Source organism: Rufibacter roseus (genome assembly GCF_001647285.1).
In the GTDB taxonomy this organism is placed as follows: domain Bacteria; phylum Bacteroidota; class Bacteroidia; order Cytophagales; family Hymenobacteraceae; genus Nibribacter; species Nibribacter roseus.
In genome coordinates this window covers 69,298-90,252 of sequence record NZ_LRML01000006.1, presented here as the reverse complement: position 1 = coordinate 90,252, position 20,955 = coordinate 69,298, and the positions used below count along the sequence as shown (strand labels likewise).

General features: G+C 46.0%; 15 protein-coding genes. 5 read left to right on the top strand and 10 right to left on the bottom strand.

The genetic code is table 11. The features are described 5' to 3' along the window. Window positions 1–3: 3 nt before the first annotated feature. The 9 genes from speE to A8O23_RS10385 all read right to left on the bottom strand — a co-directional run bounded on the left by speE (window position 4) and on the right by A8O23_RS10385 (window position 12,829). A complete protein-coding gene (speE, locus tag A8O23_RS10425; RefSeq protein WP_066620668.1) occupies window positions 4–1,287 on the bottom strand; it encodes a polyamine aminopropyltransferase in 1,284 nt (427 codons plus the stop codon). Between the two features lie 207 nt (window positions 1,288–1,494). Continuing rightward, the gene (locus A8O23_RS10420; protein ID WP_066620665.1) at window positions 1,495–2,118 is read right to left on the bottom strand and encodes a chemotaxis protein CheC; all 624 of its coding nucleotides are present in this window, start codon (window positions 2,116–2,118) and stop codon (window positions 1,495–1,497) included. 38 nt (window positions 2,119–2,156) lie between these two features. Then, window positions 2,157–3,788, bottom strand: coding sequence for a chemotaxis protein CheA (locus A8O23_RS10415; RefSeq protein WP_066620662.1), 1,632 nt, complete (start codon window positions 3,786–3,788; stop codon window positions 2,157–2,159). Then, window positions 3,785–4,915 (bottom strand): chemotaxis protein CheB, encoded by a 1,131-nt coding sequence (locus tag A8O23_RS10410; protein ID WP_153042158.1) that lies wholly within the window; start codon window positions 4,913–4,915, stop codon window positions 3,785–3,787. The genes A8O23_RS10415 and A8O23_RS10410 overlap by 4 nt, the downstream gene beginning before the upstream one ends. 27 nt (window positions 4,916–4,942) lie before the next feature. Continuing rightward, window positions 4,943–5,323, bottom strand: a complete 381-nt coding sequence (locus A8O23_RS10405) for a response regulator (RefSeq protein WP_066620659.1) — start codon at window positions 5,321–5,323, stop codon at window positions 4,943–4,945. Window positions 5,324–5,347: 24 nt separating this feature from the next. Further along, the gene (locus tag A8O23_RS10400; protein ID WP_066620656.1) at window positions 5,348–5,845 is read right to left on the bottom strand and encodes a chemotaxis protein CheW; all 498 of its coding nucleotides are present in this window, start codon (window positions 5,843–5,845) and stop codon (window positions 5,348–5,350) included. Further along, window positions 5,845–11,259: a HAMP domain-containing protein gene (locus tag A8O23_RS10395; RefSeq protein WP_204377687.1), complete on the bottom strand. Its 5,415-nt coding sequence runs from the start codon at window positions 11,257–11,259 to the stop codon at window positions 5,845–5,847. The genes A8O23_RS10400 and A8O23_RS10395 overlap by 1 nt, the downstream gene beginning before the upstream one ends. A gap of 132 nt (window positions 11,260–11,391) precedes the next feature. Further along, window positions 11,392–12,141 carry a ParA family protein gene (locus A8O23_RS10390; protein WP_066620653.1) on the bottom strand — a complete coding sequence of 250 codons (750 nt, stop codon included), beginning with the start codon at window positions 12,139–12,141 and terminating at the stop codon, window positions 11,392–11,394. 211 nt (window positions 12,142–12,352) lie between these two features. Continuing rightward, complete coding sequence (locus A8O23_RS10385) at window positions 12,353–12,829, bottom strand: SixA phosphatase family protein (protein WP_082882993.1); 477 nt, start codon at window positions 12,827–12,829, stop codon at window positions 12,353–12,355. A gap of 149 nt (window positions 12,830–12,978) precedes the next feature. Here A8O23_RS10385 and topA point away from each other — a divergent pair, with 149 nt between their 5' ends. Together topA and A8O23_RS10375 are read left to right on the top strand one after the other, a co-directional pair. After that, the gene (gene topA, locus A8O23_RS10380; protein WP_066620648.1) at window positions 12,979–15,393 is read left to right on the top strand and encodes a type I DNA topoisomerase; all 2,415 of its coding nucleotides are present in this window, start codon (window positions 12,979–12,981) and stop codon (window positions 15,391–15,393) included. Window positions 15,394–15,566: 173 nt separating this feature from the next. Continuing rightward, window positions 15,567–16,256 carry an SIR2 family NAD-dependent protein deacylase gene (locus tag A8O23_RS10375; protein WP_066620647.1) on the top strand — a complete coding sequence of 230 codons (690 nt, stop codon included), beginning with the start codon at window positions 15,567–15,569 and terminating at the stop codon, window positions 16,254–16,256. A gap of 49 nt (window positions 16,257–16,305) precedes the next feature. Here A8O23_RS10375 and A8O23_RS10370 read toward each other — a convergent pair whose 3' ends face one another. Beyond that, window positions 16,306–17,382: an o-succinylbenzoate synthase gene (locus A8O23_RS10370; protein ID WP_066620646.1), complete on the bottom strand. Its 1,077-nt coding sequence runs from the start codon at window positions 17,380–17,382 to the stop codon at window positions 16,306–16,308. A 74-nt stretch (window positions 17,383–17,456) separates the two neighbouring features. On the opposite strand from A8O23_RS10370, the gene egtB reads away from it, so the two are divergent. The 3 genes from egtB to A8O23_RS10355 all read left to right on the top strand — a co-directional run bounded on the left by egtB (window position 17,457) and on the right by A8O23_RS10355 (window position 20,933). Further along, window positions 17,457–18,749, top strand: a complete 1,293-nt coding sequence (egtB, locus tag A8O23_RS10365; protein ID WP_066621340.1) for an ergothioneine biosynthesis protein EgtB — start codon at window positions 17,457–17,459, stop codon at window positions 18,747–18,749. Window positions 18,750–18,763: 14 nt separating this feature from the next. Next, window positions 18,764–19,765, top strand: coding sequence for an L-histidine N(alpha)-methyltransferase (egtD, locus tag A8O23_RS10360; RefSeq protein WP_082882992.1), 1,002 nt, complete (start codon window positions 18,764–18,766; stop codon window positions 19,763–19,765). Window positions 19,766–19,835: 70 nt separating this feature from the next. After that, complete coding sequence (locus A8O23_RS10355; RefSeq protein ID WP_066620644.1) at window positions 19,836–20,933, top strand: pyridoxal phosphate-dependent aminotransferase; 1,098 nt, start codon at window positions 19,836–19,838, stop codon at window positions 20,931–20,933. Window positions 20,934–20,955 lie beyond the last annotated feature (22 nt).

The following is a 20,955-nucleotide window of genomic DNA, read 5'->3' as shown; positions in this document are numbered from 1 at the left end:
GCTTTACGCTTTAACAGCCAGTAAATCTTTAACATAATTAGGTAAGGCAAAGGCCGCAATATGAATTTCCTCATTATAATAACGAAGACCTTGTTCGCGGGAGAAACGGGCAGCAGCCTCGGCATCAAACTGCTTTGGGTGTGCCTGCCCTTTGGAGCTAAAGGAGAAGCTCCAGGTGCCGGTTGGGTAGGTAGGAATTGCGGCCAGATAGCAATGTACATTGTTCGCTCCGAAGATTCCTCTATAGGTGTCGTAAATTTCTACAAACACCTTGGTGTTAAATCTGGGAGATTCACTTTGGGTGATCATGATGCCATTGCCTGTCAGGCAGCGGTACACCTGAGAATAAAATTCAGCTGTAAACAATCCTTCCCCTGGTCCTACCGGATCAGCTGAATCAACAATTATCAAATCAAAGGCCTCATCAGCGCATTGTTGAATATATTTTATACCATCTTCCACTAACAGCTTTAGCCTTGGGTGATCAAAGGCACTGGCCGTTTCTGGCAAGTGAAGCTTACAGGCTTCAATAACTAAGGCGTCTATCTCTACCAATACCACTTCTTCAATAGATTCATGACGCAACAGCTCCCGAACAGTGCCTCCGTCTCCGCCCCCAATAACCAGCGCTCGCCTCACGTTACCATGACTGAGCACGGGTACGTGAGTGATCATCTCGTGATACACGTATTCATCTTTCTGCGTACACATGACCATGCCATCTAGCGTAAGCATATTGCCGTACGCCAGCGTTTCAAATACTTCTACCCGTTGATAATCCGATTGCTTCTTGTATAGTTGCTTTCCGGTGTGCTTCAGCGAGAGGGCAATGTTTTCGTCACGCTCGGTAAACCAAACATCGCGGGTGAAGGTAGGCAAGGTTTCTATTGACTGTCCAGTATCACGAGCCTCTACGGTAAAATCTGTACGCTTCAGAAGACTCTGCTGGCCTCTGCGGCACTCCATAGAGGAACCGTGGCTAGCTTTAAAGGCTTCTTTCAGGTAGTTGTATGACACCCAAGGATCTACTGATTCACCACAGGTAAATAAGTCTACCGCCGCATATCCGTATTCAGGCCAGGTATGAATAGCCAAGTGACTCTCCTGAATTACCACCACCCCAGAAACGCCATAAGGAGAAAAATGATGAAAGGTACTGTTGATCACTGTAGCACCAGCCGTTTCAGCGGCACTCACCATGCTATTCTCAATGTGTACCACGTCATTCATCAGCTCTGGTGTGCAATTGTAAAATTCAACCAGTATGTGTCTTCCTAAGGCGTTCATAAATATTTTTTAAAGGAGGTTATTCTAACAGACGCACAAAACAACAAAAAAGATACTGTATTGGAAAATAAGAAGCAGGTGGTGTTTTAGGCTTGTTTTATGAAAAGCAGGCCTAAAACAATTGTAGTGGGTTGTGACACAAACAGAAAGGAGCCGCTTTTAGCGACTCCTTTCTGCTGTATTTATGGGAACTTCAGGTGAAGTTTTCTACTGGGTCAGGAAATTGTAAGACCTGATAATGTCCAGAATTTTGATAAAGGTGTTGGTGTCAAAGAAAAGAAGCAAAGGCAACTCCACCATTTTAGAATTATTGGTAAACTGAGTGATAACAGTAAACACCAACGGTTTAAAAAGAGGGTGTTCTGTGAATATACTCTTCAAAGATTCGGCAATATCGTGCTTAGGCGCTACCGGAGGTGAGCCGTATATGTTTGATTTTAGAATATTTGCCAGCTGCGTCACCAATGCCCCGGTTATGATATTGCTTACTTCCAGCAACAAAGACTCCTGCATCATGTTAAGCGAATCGCCTAACTCAACCTTCATACCCAAGCACACATTTGATAACTGCTGCACATGCATTGGAGAAAACAGCATCAACGTAGAGCCATTCAATTCGCCTTTTATGTCGGACTGAATGATAGTGTGCGAATTTTCATACGCCCGCACAATGTCCAAAAGCTTTTCGGGCTCCATTAATTGCAAGTCAGGCACTTTCAGCATAACACGGTCTTTGGCTATCACTGCAAAAGAATCTGCAGCGCGCGCCAGGCCAATGTTGAGGATCTCCTTGATGATATCCCGCTCTAGTTCATTTACTTGAAGCTCCATGAATCAGGCTTTTAAAAGTTCTTTTTTCCCAACTTCTCTTATCTTCTGGCAATAAAGTAGCGAGTAATGGCTGCCACATCCAGTACCAGACAAACCTTGCCTGACCCTAAAAGCGTTACCCCCGCGTAAATATCAATGGTGTTCACCGGTCTGCTGAGCGACTTGATCACTATGTCTTGCTGCCGAAGCAGCTTGTCAACTATCAAACCCAGTTTACGGTTGTTGTAAGTTACTATAATGATGTTCTGCACGTCTCCCTCCAACGCTGTTTTAGTACCATTGTAGGTATCTAAATCATTATTGAAGAGCTCCCGCATGTGCACAACGGTAATGGTTTCTCCTTTGATGTCTGTTACCAGCAGGTTACCCACTTCATGCAGTTTTTCTGTAGGCAAAGACAACACAGAATCTGTGTGCATGAGCGGAATAGCATAGAAATTTTCTTCTACCTGGCACAGCAAAGCTCCTTTTACAGCAATAGAAGTAGGCAGATAAAGAGTAAACGTAGTGCCTACACCTTTCTTAGAATCTACTTTAATTCTACCGCCAATTGAGTCAATGGCATTCTTTACCACGTCTAAGCCCACTCCGCGACCAGATACCTCTGTTACTTCCTTGGCCAACGAAAATCCTGGTTCAAACAAGAACGACAGAACCTCTGTGTCTCGGAGATCGCTTACAGCATCGGCGTTTAGAAAGCCTTTCTGCACAATGGCTTTACGTACCTCCTGCTGATCTATTCCCTTGCCGTCATCTTTCAGCCTTAGAATTACAGTATCACGGTCGTTCTGGGCTGACAGCTCAATGTTTCCTTGTGGTGTTTTCTTATTCTTCTTTCTAACGTCAGCTTTCTCAATTCCGTGAGAAATAGCATTCCGCATTAAGTGAAGCAAAGAGTCAGTGATAATCTGAAGAATATTCCGGTCAATCTGAATGTCTTGACCAGATATTTCAAGATTAATTTCTTTTTTCTCGGCAACGGCTATATCTCTGACAATGCGGGGGAATTTATTGAACAGAGAACCCACGTTCACCAAGCGGGCATCCATGACGCTGTATTGCAGTTCTTCCGTTATACGGTATAAGTGGGCACTAACGTTTTTCAGGTCGTCATTGTCCAGTTCCTTACTTATAGATACTATGCGGTCTCTATCAATGATCAACTCCCCAACCAAGTTTAACAAATGATCCAGCTTTTTAATCTGGATATAAATCAGATCGGAAAGCGAAAGATTTTTTGAGGTATAGTATTTCTGAACTTTGTTGAGTTCTGTATTATTATCTGTTTGTGTATTGATGATGATGTCGAGGTTCCGGAGCAAAGCAGGACTAGGCTCTATCTCTTTGGCACCATCCACATTTGAAATCAATTCGCCCAGCATGTCAATACCGTCAAAGAGAACGGTAACCACTTCATCTGAGAAGCTAAGCTCTTTGTTGCGGATCATGCCAAAAGCCGTCTCCAGCTTGTGAGAAACATCCGCAATCACCAGATAACCTATTGCTTTTGCATTCGCCTTCAGGTTATGCAACAGACGAAAGATTTCAGCCAAGATCTGCTCATCTTCCGGGGTCTTCTCCAGCTCACTGATGTGCCTGCTGAGAGCATCATAATACTCAAGCGCCTCGGCTACGAATATTTCTTTGTATTCCTGCTCTCTCGACTTCATCCGGCCACGTAGGTTTGGAGCAACTGGCTCTGGTTACGGTCTTCAACAAACCTCTGGATGATTGAATTAATCTGCCCTAAAGCAAAAACTCCGCTTACAGCTCCACTATCAATGGCAGACTTAGCCATGCCGAATATAGATGAGGTCTCTCTGTCTTGGGCAATGACTACTCCCCCGTTTTTTCTTATTTCAACAGCTCCGGCCGTACCATCACTTCCCATACCTGTTAATATAATGCCCAATGCATTGTGCTTAACACAATCTGCTACACTTTCAAATAGAATGTCAACAGACGGAGTGTCAAGGGCGGTGGCCAGTTCTAGCTCTAGAAATAGTTGGTATGGGTAAAAAGGTCTCTTTTGAACACGTGTGTTAGTTCCGCCCGGGGCAATGACCACAGTGCCTGCCTTCAACTCCATACCCTGATAACCTTCTACCACCTGCCAATTGGTTGCCTTTTGCAGACGTTTTGCTAAAAGCTTCGTGAATTTCTCTGGCATATGCACTGCCACCAGCACCACGGTTGGTTTACTTACCTGCAAATCTCTAATAAGGTATTCAATAGCGGTTGACCCTCCTGTAGAAGCTCCCACCGCCACCACACATAATGATGAATGGTTGTCGACATCAGGTGAAGGTAAAGATGATTGGGGCCGCGTAAAGAAATCTGAAACTGTAGGCTTATTCAACGGAAATTGGTAGCTTAGTGAAGTATGTTTCTGCACTAGCTCTTTCAGTTTTAGCAACAGCCCTGAAGCAGCCAATCTGAAAACAGCATTCTTATCTTTCACAACTTTATCCTGCTCCGGCTTCACCACTTTCATATGTCTGTTCAGTGGATTCGACAGAGCAGACATTTCCTGTGATACCATTAGCAACAAAGCAGCGTCTGCCCAATACACTGGTTTGAAAGCTGGCATATTGCCGCTTGAGGTCAGACCGGTGTGGGTGACAATAATATCTGGGCGGGAAGCGAATGCTTTATACAGCAGTTCCTCCTTTGTTTGGGCAGTATCTACCACCTCCAGATTTGGCTCGGCATCAATCATGCCGGACAAAACCATTCTGGAGCGGACAGAGGTATCCCCTATTAAAACCCTGAATTTTGTTTTTTGCGCTTGCTGCACTGGTAAGAAAGGTACTTTGGTTTCTTGTTAATCTTCTTTGAAGGCCTGATTTAGTGCCTCCAGCACTTTGTCTTCAGAAAATGGTTTGATGATGTAGTTCAGGGCACCATACTCTGAAGCTTCATTCATGATCACCTCCTGGCCTACTGCGCTTACAATTACCACCTTAATGTCTGGATTGTCTTGTTTGATTCCCTTCAGAACATCAAGCCCGGTGTTGTCTGGCAGAATAACATCAAGCGTCACCAGATCCGGAATTTTTTCCTTCGCCATTTGTAAGGCGGTTTTTCCGTCTGGCGCCTCGCCCACCACATCATACCCTGCATCTAACAGCATGTTCTTTAACATAGTGCGCATGTAGAAGGAATCATCTACAATCAATATTCTTTTTTTCTCTGTGATTTCCATAATAGTTCAGTTCAGATGTTAGCACTATGATTTCAATTCCATGATCTCATCTGAGGTCAAAATTTTGAAAATATCTAACACTATGATTAGCCGGTTTTCATATTTACCAATGCCCTCAATGAAATTCTCACTGATGTTGAAGTCTTGTACAAAAGAAGGCGCTTTGTCTAAGCTAGATAAGGGCAGAGACAATGATTGCGGTACTTCTTTCACTATAAAGCCCATTGTATAATCCTTGGCTTCCATCACCAGTGTATAGGTGTGCCTGCTGTCTCTGGCTGCGCTGGTTATATTAAAGCGCTCTTCCAGATCCATGATGGCTATAATGTCACCTCTGATGTTAGATACTCCTTTTATGAAGGAGGGAGTTTTAGGCATACGGGTGATTTCAGGGGTAATGGTCACTTCCTTTACCTGATCTATGCGTACACCGTATTCCTCCTCGCCTAACCTAAACACAATCAGGTGCACTCTAGCCTCAACCGCCGCATCCCTTTTTTCTCGTGCGTTCTGTGGTTCCATTATTCCTGGCCTTTGCTCTTAGTTTTTTTTGGTGTAGTTCTTTTAACCTGCTCTTCATTTGACACTTCGTCCGCCGATTCTAAAGAAACTGGCTTCTTGCGTATCGGTGACAGTTTCCGGGCGTTGCTATTCGGGAAAACAATGTTCCCATTGATCAGCTTAAAGGCAGAAATACCTACTTGCAAGTCGTCGGCGATATCGTTTAGGCGTTGGCTCGAAGTAGTCAGTTCTTGCATGGATGCTGACAGCTGTTTAGCTGTACTTGCTACCTGTTGCGTACCAGAAGCCGTTTGCTCGGCAATGGCAACCACTTCTTCCACATATTTCACTACGTCTCCAATTGAAGTTTTCTGTACTTCGGTAGACTCTAAGATGTCCTGAGCACTGCGAAGTGTTTCACCGCTGGAAGTAGCAATGTTTTTGAAGGCTCCTGAGGCTTCGAATGTTGCGTTCTTTCCTTTTAAAACCCGTCCTTCCATGGTGGCAATCGCAGCGGCGGCAGACGACGTATCTTTTTTCACATCTTCTACCAGCGTAGCAATCTCACTGGCTGATTTTCTAGATCCTTCCGCCAGTTTTCTGATTTCCTCGGCAACTACCGCGAAACCACGCCCTGCCTCTCCGGCACGGGCCGCCTCAATAGCCGCATTTAACGCAAGCAAGTTAGTTTGTGAGGCTATATCAGTAATTACACCCAATGATTTAGAAATTTCCTGGCTGCGGGTACTTAGTACTTCAATGGTTTTGGAGGTAAGAGCCGCAGAAGATGAAATTTCTTCCATGTTGCGCACCACCTCGGCCACTGTCTTTAGACCCAGCTGGGAAGTTTCCTCACCCATTACCGCCGAACGGTTCACCACGTCTGCTTTATTGGCTGTTTCCTTTGTAGCTTTCATGATTTCCTCAATAAGCTTAAAGGCTTGGTCGGTTTTCAACGCTTGGTTTTGCGCACCCTCTGCCATCTGTTGCATAGCTAAGGCCACATCAACCGTAACGCGGTTCATCTCTAACCCTTTGGCTGCCATTTCTTCAGAAGAGCTTCCTACAATAAGTGAACTGTCGTTGATTTCTCCCAAAAGCGCGTTCAGGTTATCTACCGCCAAGTTCAAGGCATTTGACATGGACAGAATATCACCGGCGGTATGAATTTCTACTTTTTGAGTAAGATCACCCTCAGAGATTGAGCGCACAACACGAGACACCTCAAGTACCGGCGTTACAATTGATTCTAGAAGGTCATTAAGGGTATCTACCAGTTCTTTCCAGCTTCCGCTTACACCATGTACTGTAGCACGCTCAGTCAGTTTTCCTTCCACACCCGCTACTCTTGCCACACGGCTAACTTCACCAGCTAAGCGGTTTAGGTCTTCCACCATGCTGTTGATGGTGTCTGCCAGATCGGCTAGCTCGCCTTTTGCTTGTAAGGTCAGTTTCTGGGTTAAGTCACCTTTAGATACCGCCGTTACTACTTTCACGATTCCCCTTACCTGAGTGGTCAGGTTTGAGGCCATTACGTTTACATTATCAGTAAGGTCTTTCCAGACACCAGCTACATTTGGTACAGATGCCTGACCACCTAATTTACCTTCGGTACCCACCTCTAGCGCCACACGGGTTACCTCACCTGCGAAGATGTTCAGCGAGTCCACCATCTGGTTCAGGTTGTCTTTCAGCTCAGCCAGCTCACCACGCACATTCACAGTGATTTTCTGGCTTAAGTCACCTTTCGCCACGGCGGTCGCCACATTAGCTATATCCCGTACTTGCAGCGTAAGGTTAGACGCCATGGTGTTTACATTGTCAGTCAATGCTTTCCAAACACCCCCTACGTTAGGCACAGTCGCCTGACCGCCCAGTTTACCCTCTGTACCCACCTCTAGCGCCACACGAGTTACCTCACCGGCGAAGATGTTCAGCGAGTCCACCATCTGGTTCAGGATGTCTTTCAGTTGCAGGATTTCTCCCTTTACATTTACTGTCATCTTCTGGCTCAAATCTCCTTTTGCCACTGCGGTTGCTACGTTAGCAATGTCACGCACTTGGCTGGTAAGGTTAGAGGCCATAGAGTTCACATTGTCCGTAAGGGTCTTCCAGGTACCAGCCACATTAGGCACAGTTGCCTGTCCGCCCAATTTACCCTCGGTACCCACCTCTAGCGCAACTCTGGTTACCTCTCCGGCGAAGATGTTCAGAGAGTCCACCATCTGGTTCAGGATGTTTTTCAGCTCTAAGAGCTCTCCTTTTACATCAACCGTAATTTTCTGAGTAAGGTCACCTTTCGCTACCGCAGTTGCTACGTTAGCAATGTCACGTACTTGCAGGGTCAGGTTAGACGCCATGGAGTTCACATTGTCTGTGAGTTCTTTCCAGGTACCACGTACTTTTGGTACACTAGCCTGACCACCTAATTTACCTTCGGTACCCACTTCTCTCGCTACCCGAGTTACCTCGTCAGCGAAGATATTCAGTGAGTCCACCATTTGGTTAAGGTTATTCTTCAGCTCGGCTAATTCGCCTTTTACATCTACTGTGATTTTTTGGCTTAGGTCACCTCTTGCTACCGCAGTAGCCACGTTGGCAATGTCACGAACCTGGCTAGTTAAATTACCAGCCATATTGTTTACGTTGTCGGTAAGGTCTTTCCAAACCCCACCTACGTTTGGCACATTGGCTTGACCACCTAAGATTCCCTCGGTACCCACTTCACGCGCCACACGGGTTACCTCACCTGCGAAGATGTTCAGTGAGTCCACCATCTGGTTCAGGTTGTCCTTTAACTGGAGGAGTTCACCTTTAACATCAACTGTAATCTTCTGGCTCAAATCACCTCTCGCTACAGCGGTCGCAACATTAGCGATATCACGTACCTGAGAGGTCAAATTGCTGGCCATGGAGTTTACATTGTCGGTCAATGCTTTCCAGGTACCGGCTACATTCGGCACGTTGGCTTGTCCGCCCAGTTTACCCTCGGTACCCACTTCACGGGCCACTCTGGTTACCTCACCTGCGAAAATGTTCAGGGAGTCCACCATCTGGTTCAGGTTGTCCTTCAGCTCGGCCAGCTCTCCGTTCACATTCACCGTGATCTTCTGGCTCAGGTCACCACGGGCAACCGCAGTAGCCACGTTGGCTATATCTCTTACTTGCAGCGTCAGGTTAGACGCCATGGAGTTTACATTGTCTGTCAGAGCTTTCCAGGTTCCGGCCACATTAGGCACGGTTGCCTGTCCGCCCAATTTACCCTCGGTACCTACTTCCAAGGCCACACGGGTTACCTCACCGGCGAAGATGTTGAGCGAATCCACCATCTGGTTCAGGTTGTCCTTCAGCTCTGCCAGCTCGCCTTTCACATTAACAGTAATCTTCTGGCTCAGGTCACCCAAGGCTACCGCTGTTGCTACGTTTGCGATGTCACGCACTTGCAGCGTCAGGTTGCTAGCCATGTTGTTTACGTTGTCAGTGAGGTCTTTCCATACACCGGCAACATTAGGCACGTTGGCCTGACCACCTAGCTTACCCTCGGTACCCACTTCACGGGCCACTCTGGTTACCTCACCGGCGAAGATATTGAGCGAGTCCACCATCTGGTTCAGGTTGTCCTTCAGCTCCGCCAGCTCTCCGTTTACGTTCACCGTGATCTTCTGGCTCAGGTCACCACGGGCAACAGCAGTCGCCACGTTGGCGATGTCACGTACTTGCAGCGTCAGGTTAGACGCCATGTTATTTACGTTGTCAGTAAGGTCTTTCCAAACACCCCCTACGTTAGGCACAGTTGCCTGTCCGCCCAGTTTACCTTCGGTACCTACCTCAAGAGCCACACGGGTTACCTCACCGGCGAAGATGTTCAGGGAGTCCACCATCTGGTTCAAGGAATCCTTCAGCTGGAGAAGCTCACCGTTCACGTTTACTGTAATCTTCTGGCTCAAATCTCCTCTCGCCACCGCAGTTGCAACATTAGCAATGTCACGCACTTGCAGGGTTAGATTAGAAGCCATGGAGTTTACATTGTCTGTCAACTCTTTCCAGATACCGGCTACCTTTGGCACGTTGGCCTGACCACCAAGAATACCCTCGGTACCCACTTCACGACCCACTCTGGTTACCTCGTCCGCAAAAATATTGAGCGAGTCCACCATCTGGTTCAGGTTGTCTTTCAGCTCGGCCAGCTCTCCACGCACGTTTACTGTGATTTTCTGGGTCAGATCACCTTTCGCCACCGCCGTTGCCACATTGGCAATGTCACGGAGCTGAGAGGTAAGGTTGCTGGCCATGGTGTTCACGTTATCGGTAAGGTCTTTCCATACACCACCAACGTTTGGTACTTTTGCTTGGCCGCCCAGTTTACCCTCAGTACCCACTTCACGGGCCACTCTGGTAACCTCGTCACCGAAGATATTCAGAGAGTCAACCATTTGGTTGATGTTCTCCTTCAGTTGGAGCATTTCCCCTTTCAGGTCAGCGGTTACTTTCTGGTCAAGATTACCCTGGGCTACCGCCGTCGTTACTTTTGCAATGTCACGTACCTGAGAAGTCAGGTTAGACGCCATCGCGTTCACATTATCTGTCAGCTCTTTCCAGATACCAGCTACGTTAGGTACACTTGCCTGTCCGCCCAGTTTACCTTCAGTACCCACTTCCAAGGCAACACGGGTTACCTCACCGGCAAACAAGTTTAGGTTGTCAATGGTGCGGTTAATGGTCTCGGCCATGATCTTGAAGTCACCAGACACCGGAATCTGGAATGTCTCGTCCAGGTTACCTCTGGAGATATTCTTCAATACCTTGCCCACCTCCAATACCGGAACGGCTATGGAGTCTACCAGACCATTGATATTGTTGATCATGTCTTTCCAGAAACCGGAAGCGTTCTCAGCAGAGGCACGGGCTTTCAAGTTACCCTCAACCCCAGCTACTTTTGAGATACGAGACACCTCGCCCCCCACACCACCAATCATCTCCACCATGGAGTTGTAGGCTTCGGCTATTTCTGAGAAGATGTCGTTGTTCTGCTTGGTTAAACGAACCGAAACGTCTCCTTTTTTGAATGCGTCAAGTGCATACAGCACCCGGTTCAACTGATCATTTATATAGTCAGAGCTCTGCATTCTGGAAGAATCACGGGGGGTGTTGCTTTTTCTGGCATTGTCATTGTCGTTGTCTGGGCTTAGCAATGTCTTGACAACTCTGCCAGATCCTTTTTCCATGGCTTTTCCTCCAGGCCGTACTTTTGATCCTGGGGTTGGCTCTGTGGACGCCTCTGTCTTCACTGGCTGCTCGGGAGCATCGTTCGCCTGCATTTCTGGAGCTGCTGGGGTTGGTTTAGCAGCCTCTGGAGCAGGGTCAGGAGTATTTCCTGGCTCGGTTTTCCCAATCAGTTTGTCCTTGTTCAGTTTTAAGTTTTTACCTAAAGCCATCTTATCTATGATTGAAGAGCGTTATTTTCTTATTGTTAAAGCAAATAAATGCTAAACATGCTAGTATTAACCAAGCCAACTTGCTAAAAGGTTTCGCAACAATTTTTAAAGTTTTGAAACTGCAAACTGTCTTTATTTTACAGTTATAAATTCTTTGGCCAGACCAATGTAGTCTTTTGCGCCATAAGAGGAAGCGTCATATTCAATGACACTTTTCCCAAAAGAAGGCGCCTCTGCGAGCTTCACGTTTAACCTAATGCGCTGCTGAAAGATATACTCGTCTATATTCTCTTTCAAATAATCTTCTATCTCTGAGCTAAGCTTCCGGCGTTTGTCATACATTACCACCACTATTCCTTTCACCTTCAACTTTTTGTTCAACGTACCTTTGATCTGTTGAACGGTATTCAGAATTTGACCTAAGCCCTGTAATGTCAGCACTTCCATTTGAAGCGGAATCAGCACTTCATGTGAGGCAGCCAAGGCATTAACCGTAAGCAATGACAAGGAAGGAGGACAATCTATTAATATATAGTCGTAGCCTTTTGCCCCGCTTAACATCTGCTGCAGAAACTTTTCTCTTTCTTCCTGGCTAACCAGAGAAATCTCTATATCTACCAACTCATTTGAACCTGGGGCCACAAAAAGGCCGTTGCGCTCTTGTATGCATTCCGCCAGTGAGTGCTGTCCGGTAAATACATCAGCGAGAGTGCAGGCTGGTTCCGTTATTCCAAGAGAGTAAGATAAGTTGGCTTGAGGGTCAAGATCGATCAACAGTACGCGTTTACCCAAATGCTGAAGGGCACTTCCCAAATTAATGGTAGTGGTGGTTTTGCCGGTGCCCCCTTTTTGGTTGATGACCGATACGATAGTTGCTGCCATAGGTTACGCTAAATGGTATATTTTTTTTCAGAGATTTCAGGACCTAATTTTTGAAGCCATTCTAACTGCTACTATTCAACCATTTCTCTCCGCTAAAAATTTAAATCTGTACCACCTCTAGAATCTCCAGATTCGCTAATCTACAAATTAATAAATATAAGAAAAGCTTGTTTTTGGCTTGTTTTCAGAAAACTAGCTTAAAAACATATAGTTAGGCCCTGTAAAAATTTGTAAGCTTCCCTTGGCCACTCTTCACTTCTTCCCAAGTTACGGCCTGAAACTGAAGGAGGGCTACATTGGCAGGCTCAAAAGAAATTTCTTCATTTGCCAACAGTGACCCTAAAATAGAGATGGTAGGATTGTGACCTATTAATAGTAGTGTGTCTACCTGCTCGTCTACATCCTGCACCAGATGTAACATGTCTGTTTCTGAGCCGCTGTAGATCACCTTCTCGTGTTGCACCTTAACAGGTTTTGCAAAGCTCTCCAGTACCTCATGGCAGGTAGCAAGGGTACGAACGGCGGTACTACAAAGCACCAGCTGAGGCACCAGCTCATGCTTTTTCATCCAGATGCCAGCTTCACCGGCATGTCTTTCTCCCAGTAAAGTTAACTCACGGTCATGATCTGTCTGACCAATTAATTTTTCGGCGGCATTAGCGTGCCGCATCAATAGTAGATTCTTCATTTAGAGGCAGGCTTTAAACTTTTTTATAGCTCTAAGGTATATTCTTTTATGGCAAATGACCAACGATCAAACCTCCATTCATTTGCATTGTCTCAAAAAATTACGTCATCTTTGAAAAAACTTTGGGTACAGCCCACTCCTTTTACCCTATGATTAAAAACTTAGTGATAGTAGAGTCCCCGGCCAAAGCAAAGACCATTGAAGACTATTTAGGCAAAGATTTCGTAGTGAAGTCAAGCTTTGGACACGTGCGCGACCTCCCTAAAGACAACAATGCAATTGACATACAAAATGGCTTCAAACCTACTTATGTGATAAACCCTGATAAAAGGGAAGTCATAAGCCAACTAAAAAAATTAGCCAAAGAAGCCGAAACGGTTTGGTTAGCATCAGATGAGGACCGTGAGGGAGAGGCTATCTCCTGGCATTTGGCTGAGGCTTTAAACTTAAACGAAGCAAAAACAAGGCGTATTGTATTCAGAGAAATTACCAAAAACGCCATTTTAAATGCCATTGAGCATCCGCGCACTATAGATGTGAACCTGGTGAACGCGCAGCAAGCCCGAAGGGTATTGGATCGTTTGGTAGGTTTTGAGTTAAGCCCGGTGCTCTGGAAAAAAATTAAAACGGGTCTTTCTGCCGGACGGGTACAGTCTGTTGCTGTAAGGCTGGTAGTAGAGCGAGAGCGCGAAATTGAACGGCACAAGGCAGAATCTGCCTATAAAGTTACCGCGCACTTTGATGCTGGCGGTAAAAAATTGGAGGCGGAATTAAATACCCGCTTCAAAACGCAGGAGGAAGCCGAGAATTTTCTAAAACGTTGCATCGGCGCCTCTTTTTCAATAGAGAGCTTAGAGAAAAAGCCAACTAAGCGTAGTCCAGCTCCGCCATTTACTACCTCTACCCTGCAGCAGGAAGCCAGCCGCAAGCTGTATTTCTCTGTAGCCCAAACCATGACGGTAGCGCAACGGCTTTACGAGGCTGGTAAGATCTCTTACATGCGTACTGACTCTGTGAACTTGTCACAAGATGCCATGCAGGCTGCCGCGGCTGAAATTCAGCGCACGTTTGGTCAAGATTATGTAAAAAACAGGCAGTACAAAACAAAGTCTAAACAAGCCCAGGAAGCGCACGAATCTATCAGGCCAACAGATTTTGCCGCTGTAACGGTGAGCGATGACCGTAACGAACAGCGTCTCTATGATCTGATTCGCAAGCGAGCTATTGCCTCTCAGATGGCTGATGCCGAAATTGAGAAAACCACAGCCACCATTTCCATAAGCGGGCAACCGGAGAAACTAGTCGCTACCGGGGAAGTTGTTCGATTCGAAGGCTTCCTGAAGGTATATACAGAATCTACCGATGATGAAGAGATAGCCGATGATGATGTGAAAGGGATGTTGCCCCCTTTGCAGGAAGGCCAGTCGCTCAACATGCAGCGCCTGCAGGCAACCGAGCGTTACAGCCGCCCTGCCCCACGTTATACCGAGGCAAGCCTGGTGAAGAAATTAGAAGAAATGGGCATAGGCAGACCGTCTACCTATGCGCCTACCATTTCTACCATACAAAAAAGAGGCTACGTAGAAAAAGACAATAGAGAGGGAAAAGAAAGACCCTACCATGTGCTGACGTTGGAGAAAGGAGAAATCTCTACGCAGAAGAAAACCGAAATGGCTGGCGCGGAGAAAGCAAAGCTCTTCCCCACTGATATTGCCATGGTGGTTACTGATTTTCTGGTAGCACACTTCGAGAGCGTGATTGATTATTCTTTCACAGCCAAGGTAGAAGAAGAATTTGATGAGATTGCAGCTGGTAAGCAGCAGTGGGATAGCATGTTAGAAACCTTCTACTCAAGCTTTCATAAAACCATTGAAGCCTCCGCTGATGTAGAGCGGTCATCGGTCAGCGGTGCCCGTGAACTAGGTACAGACCCCAATACCGGTAAGAAAGTAATAGCCAAACTAGGACGCTTTGGCCCCTATGTACAGTTGGGTGAAGAAGTAGAGGAGTCAGAAGAAAAGCCTGTTTATGCGAGCCTACGGAAAGGCCAGTTTTTGGAGTCTATCACTTTAGAGCAAGCCTTGGAATTGTTCAAGTTACCAAGAGTGGTGGGTGAATATGAAGGCAAGGACATGAAAGCCGCTATAGGGCGTTTTGGGCCATACATACAACATAACAGTAAATTTTACTCACTTCCCAAAACGATAGATCCCCTGCTAGTCACAGAGCAGGAAGCCGTTGAAATAATTGAAGCCAAACGCAAAGCAGACGCTGAAAAGCTTATAAAATCATTTCCTGAAAACCCAGAGGTAACGGTATTGAACGGCAGATTCGGGCCTTACATAGCAGTAGGTAAAAAGAACGTGAAGATTCCTAAAGGTCAGGAGCCGTCTGAGCTGACTTTGGAAAGATGCCTGGAACTGGCAGAGCAGACTCCTGATAAACCTGCCAGAGGTGGTTTCAAGAAAAAATCGGCCTCAGCAGACACGCCAGCGGCGGCAAAAAAGACACCGGCCAAGAAAACAGCCGCAAAGAAAGGTACTGGCACTAAGAAAAAATCTTAACAGATAATCACTGAATATAAGACTTGAGAAAAAAGGCTTTTACTCTGTCTACATAACGCTTCTGTTTTAGGCCTGTTTTTCTTAAATAAGGCCTAAAACAGAAGCGTTATTTTTTTAACAAGTATAATGAACCTCCTTTAAAATATTTTTCTAGCACTTATCATCAAGAAGTAATGAAGCAGAAAATTGTAGTTCTAACAGGTGCCGGCATTAGTGCTGAAAGCGGGCTGGCTACTTTTCGTGATGCTAATGGTCTTTGGGAGGGGCATGATGTGATGGAGGTAGCCTCGCCTCAAGGATGGAGAAAGAACCCTGAACTGGTACTGGAGTTTTACAACCAACGTCGGAAAAGCGCTTTAGGTGTTGAGCCTAATGCAGCACATAAGGCCTTGGCAGATCTGGAGCAAAAGTTTGATGTGCGTATTATTACTCAAAACGTAGACAACCTGCATGAGCGTGCTGGCTCTTCTAATATTTTGCACCTGCACGGCAAATTATTTGAGAGCCGCAGCACCAAAGACGAAAACCTTATTTACCCAATGCAGAGCTGGGAATTGAAGCTGGGAGATGTATGTGATAAAGGATCACAATTGCGCCCAAACATTGTGTGGTTCGGAGAACCTGTGCCCCTCTTTGATAAAGCGGTAGATGAAACTATGGCGGCCGATTACCTACTTGTGATTGGAACCTCTTTACAGGTATACCCTGCTGCCGGGCTTTTGTCTTATGCACCGCACGACACGCCTATTTATCTGATTGATCCGAATGCTCCTGCTGTCAGTCACCGCAGAAATTTAACTATCATTCAGGAAAAAGCGACAGTGGGCGTTCCTGCATTAGTGCAGCAGTTATTAGAGCAATAAAGTACTCAAGTTAATAGGTCTTGTAAAGATTCAATACGATCAAAGCCCTCTACTCTGGCAGCTCCCACTCCTGATCTGCATTATACCATAGCTCCTGCCCTCTTACCTCCAGCGGCGACTTCAAATTGTTGCGGTACAGCTGCCCCGTTCCTAAACCCTGTGGAAGTGGGTTGTCAAAATCTTGCGAGAACTGGGCAATGGCATTTAAACCAATATTAGATTCTAAGGCAGAAGTTAGCCACCATTTGGTCTGAAGTGTGTCGGCTACTTGTATCCACTCCCGCGTGGAAATCAAACCGCCTAATAAAGTTGGCTTCAGAATAATATAGGCAGGCTGTAGGGTTCGTAGCAACTTCCACTTGTCTTCATGGTTCACTACCCCTATCAGTTCTTCATCTAATGCAATGGGAATTGGCGATTCTTCGCAAATTTGCTGCATAATATCTTGCTGCCCCGGCTTAACTGGCTGCTCTAGAGAATGAATTGAGAAGCGGGCAAGCTGTTCCAGTTTCTTCAGAGCATCTTCGGGTGTGAAAGCACCATTGGCATCCAGGCGCACCTCCAACTCTTCAGGACCGGCAATTTTTCTTACCTCTTCCAGAATGTTTAATTCCTGTTCAAAGTTAAGACCGCCAATCTTTAGTTTAAGGCAACTGAAGCCTTGCTTCAGTTTCTGCTCAATCTGTTCCCGCATAAACGCGGCATCTCCCATCCAGATGAGTCCGTTTATTTTGATGCCTTGCTCTGATCTACTAAAGGGGTTGTCATAAAGCATACGCTTGGCTCCCCTGAAATAATCTACCCAAGCTGTTTCCCAGGCAAAACATATAGACGGCCACTCTATCAGGTATTGCCAATAACTTCCTTTCCGGTCGTCTTCAATTTCCTCTATCTGTAAACTGTTAAAGTATCCACAAAGCTGTTGCAGCTTCTGAGTGAAAGCTGGAGAAAAGTCTGGGCTCAGACCCGGCAAAGGAGAACATTCTCCCCACCCCTGTTTCTGGGGCTCTTTAGTATGGTGCAACCGCAGATAATGCGCCTGATGCGTTTGCATTGCCCCCCTTGAGGTGCGGGCATTAAAAGTAAATTCCAGCTGGCGAGAAAATGGTGTTAAAACAAAGGGCATAAAGCAGATTCAGCTTGTGAATGTATAACCTTTACGTCTATTTTCTGTTTAGGAAAGATAAAATTCAAGATCAAATGCTCTCAACTCACCACAGCTACTTAGAGCTGTTGCTCTCCCGGTACCAGAACATACGTCAACAGACCCTTTCTATTTGCGCACCGCTTACTCCCGAAGACACGGTGATGCAGCCTATGGTAGATGTAAGTCCTCCTAAATGGCACATGGGGCATACCACCTGGTTTTTTGAGACTTTCATTTTGGCTCCTCATGTGAAAGGCTATAGACTCTTTCATTCCCAATATGCTTTTCTTTTTAACTCATACTATAACAGCATGGGCAGCAGGGTTGCCCGTTCAGACCGAGGTACTTTGTCCAGGCCACCATTACAAGACATTCTGGAGTATCGCCGGCACGTAGACCAGTGGATGGAAAAAGCTCTGCAGAATGAGGAGCTGCTTAAAAATGAGGAAATAACTGCCGCCATAGAACTGGGGCTCCAACACGAACAACAACACCAGGAACTGCTGGTTACTGACATAAAATATATTTTAGGGTGCAATCCGCTAATGCCTATTTACCACGAGCAGCAAAATTCTGTTTTAGGTGAGTTTTCAGGAAAACAGCCCCAAAACACATGGCTTACCATACCTGAGGGAATTTATACCATTGGCTACCAAGGTGAAGGTTTCTGCTTCGACAATGAATTAAACCCGCACAAGGTTCTTTTGCCGGCTTTTGAGGCCAGCTCTTGTACCGTTACGAATGGGGAATATATGGCGTTCATTGATGATGGCGGGTATAGTGACTTCAGATATTGGATGGATGAAGGGTGGGCATTAGTTCAGCAGCACCAATGGCAAGCACCGTTGTACTGGTTTCAGCAGGAAGGCGATTGGTACCATTTTACCTTGCACGGAGTAGAAAAAGTAAAGGAGAATGAGCCAGTCACCCACATTAGCTTCTATGAAGCCCAAGCGTATGCCAACTGGAGCGGGCACCGTTTATTAACCGAATTTGAGTGGGAAGTTTTAGCCCAGCTTCACGCCAGCCCCAGTGCCAAAGGCAACTTTTTAGAATCAGGAAAGCTGCAGCCCATTTCGGCCTCTTTTTCTGAAAACGCACCTAAAACAGCCCACCTGCTGGGAAATACTTGGGAATGGACCAACAGTGCTTATCTGCCATATCCGGGTTATTCTGCTGCCCCCGGAGCCTTAGGTGAATACAACGGAAAGTTTATGGTGAACCAGATGGTATTACGGGGCGGCTCCTGCGCCACCCCAGAAAGCCACATACGTTGTACATACCGTAATTTCTTTCATGCAGACAAACGTTGGCAATTTACCGGCATCCGTTTGGCTAAAAAATAACGTACGACTTTACTATGGCAGAGAATACACAGACAAATACCATCATCAACCTGCTTCCGCCTGACCTGAGCAAAGATGAAGGACTGGCGAAAGATGTGGCAAACGGATTGTCACAGTATCCTAAAAAACTGTCTTCAAAGTTTTTTTATGATGCCCGTGGCAGCCAGTTGTTTCAGCAGATCATGGAACTGCCTGAATATTATCTCACTGAGTTGGAGCACGAAATTCTGGAAAGGCAGCGTAAAGAAATTTTATTCGCCTTTGGCACCCAATCTCCTTTTCAGTTGATTGACCTGGGAGCCGGTGATGCCTTGAAGACAAAACTACTTATCAAAGAACTGGTTCAGTCAGAAACTGATTTCACCTTTGTACCGCTTGACATTTCAAAAGACCAGTTGCAGGAGCTTTTGCAGGAGCTAAGCCAGACGTATCCGGATTTAAAAGTAACGGGCTTGGCGGCGGAATACTTCCAGGGCCTTAAGTGGCTGAATGAGCACAGTACAGACCGAAAGCTGGTGCTATTTCTTGGCTCTAACATAGGTAATTTTGTACCTAGCAGCGCACAGCAATTCCTCTGCCAGGTACGGGAAAGTCTCTCGCCTCAAGACCGGTTTTTATTGGGGGTAGATCTAAAAAAAGAACCGGAAAAGATTCGCCAAGCCTATGACGATGCTGCTGGTGTTACCTCCGCTTTTAACCTGAACCTACTGCACCGAATCAACCAGGAACTACAGGCTGATTTTGATCTGGACAAGTTTCAGCATTTTGCTGAATACGATCCTATTGAGGGAACCATGCGCAGCTTCATCATTAGCAAAGAAGATCAGGAAGTGCAGGTTCAGGCTCTAAACAAAACCTTTCACTTTGATGCCTGGGAGGCTATTCATACCGAGAACTCTTATAAATACACCTTAAAACAGCTGAAAGAAATGGCTTTGCATTGTGGTTTGAGAATAGAAGATGTGTTCACTGACGCAAGCCACGGTTTTGCAGATGTTCTTTTAAAACCTGTATAGCATAAAGATTTTTTCTACCTAAAACTATCAATTTGTAAAACCTCTTCTTTACTTATCTAAAGCCATTTCCATGGATATTATTCCAATGCACTTGGGCGTAGCTCATTTTAAAACTCCTCAAATAGCCATTGATGCTATGCAGGAAGCTTTGGTGAGCCAGGAAACCTATTATGGACCAAATGAAGGAATTGCGGAGCTTCGGTTGGCAGTAGCGCAGCGGTATTTTGAAGACGATGGAATCCCCGTTCCGGCAGAACAAGTTTTGATTACCCATGGCACTAAACATGCCCTGCATCTGTTCCTGCAAAGTTTTTTACAACCAGGTGATGAAGTAATTGCCCCTGCACCCTTTTGGTTTGCTTTTCCTGAGATGGTTAGTCAAGCCGGGGGTAAACTGATTTCTCTTCCGCCTAACCCCGAAGAAGATTATGCTCTGCCTCTTTCTGCCATAAAAGAGCACCTCTCACCTACTACCCGGCTTTTACTTCTAACTAACCCTGGCAACCCTACAGGAAGAGCATACTCTCTTAAAGAGCTTGAGGCTGTTGCCCAACTTATGGAGCAACACGCTAGCCTGCACGTTTTGTCTGATGAAATTTATGACGGGTTAGCTTTACATGGCACCATCAAAAGCTTCTTGCACTTTGAGCACCTGCGCCATAGAGTTACGGTAGTAAATGGTTTCTCTAAATCTTTTGCCATGTCAGGTTGGCGCATTGGGTATATCATTGCGCCATTTCCTGTGCTACAGAAGGTGAATGAGTTACAGCAGAAAATTATTTCTGGGGTTTCGCCTTTTACTCAGGTAGGGGCTGCGGCGGCATTACGGCACCGGCACCAAATTTGGGAGGGATTTAAAAATGAACTGCTCCAGAAAAGAGAAAAAGTAGCTGCAGTGTTACAACAATTGCCCCAGCTTTCTTATGTTTTGCCAGATGCCGGTTACTATTTTACGATTGACATAAAGGGTTGTCTAGAAGAACATAGTCCTGCCTCTCCTTTTAAACTAGTAGAAGAATGGGCCGCCGCCCTTAAAGAACAGGTAGGGCTTGAAGTGCTTCCTGGCACAGCCATGGGCATGCCCACGGCCGTTAGAATGTCTTATGCCTTACCCGATTATGTATTGGCTAGTGCTTTAGACAGGCTCTCAGCCTTTGTAAAGCACTAGCCATCTTGTTTGAATTCAATCA

Excerpts from the sequence above, each read along its gene's own strand:
- A8O23_RS10395 (WP_204377687.1), bottom strand. The coding sequence starts at position 11,259 with ATGGCTTTAGGTAAAAACTTAAAACTGAACAAGGACAAACTGATTGGG.
- egtD (WP_082882992.1), top strand. The coding sequence starts at position 18,764 with ATGGCAGAGAATACACAGACAAATACCATCATCAACCTGCTTCCGCCT.
- A8O23_RS10355 (WP_066620644.1), top strand. The coding sequence starts at position 19,836 with ATGGATATTATTCCAATGCACTTGGGCGTAGCTCATTTTAAAACTCCT.
- egtB (WP_066621340.1), top strand. The coding sequence starts at position 17,457 with ATGCTCTCAACTCACCACAGCTACTTAGAGCTGTTGCTCTCCCGGTAC.
- speE (WP_066620668.1), bottom strand. The coding sequence starts at position 1,287 with ATGAACGCCTTAGGAAGACACATACTGGTTGAATTTTACAATTGCACA.
- A8O23_RS10400 (WP_066620656.1), bottom strand. The coding sequence starts at position 5,845 with ATGGAACCACAGAACGCACGAGAAAAAAGGGATGCGGCGGTTGAGGCT.
- A8O23_RS10370 (WP_066620646.1), bottom strand. The coding sequence starts at position 17,382 with ATGCCCTTTGTTTTAACACCATTTTCTCGCCAGCTGGAATTTACTTTT.
- A8O23_RS10385 (WP_082882993.1), bottom strand. The coding sequence starts at position 12,829 with ATGAAGAATCTACTATTGATGCGGCACGCTAATGCCGCCGAAAAATTA.
- A8O23_RS10390 (WP_066620653.1), bottom strand. The coding sequence starts at position 12,141 with ATGGCAGCAACTATCGTATCGGTCATCAACCAAAAAGGGGGCACCGGC.
- topA (WP_066620648.1), top strand. The coding sequence starts at position 12,979 with ATGATTAAAAACTTAGTGATAGTAGAGTCCCCGGCCAAAGCAAAGACC.
- A8O23_RS10375 (WP_066620647.1), top strand. The coding sequence starts at position 15,567 with ATGAAGCAGAAAATTGTAGTTCTAACAGGTGCCGGCATTAGTGCTGAA.
- A8O23_RS10420 (WP_066620665.1), bottom strand. The coding sequence starts at position 2,118 with ATGGAGCTTCAAGTAAATGAACTAGAGCGGGATATCATCAAGGAGATC.
- A8O23_RS10405 (WP_066620659.1), bottom strand. The coding sequence starts at position 5,323 with ATGGAAATCACAGAGAAAAAAAGAATATTGATTGTAGATGATTCCTTC.
- A8O23_RS10415 (WP_066620662.1), bottom strand. The coding sequence starts at position 3,788 with ATGAAGTCGAGAGAGCAGGAATACAAAGAAATATTCGTAGCCGAGGCG.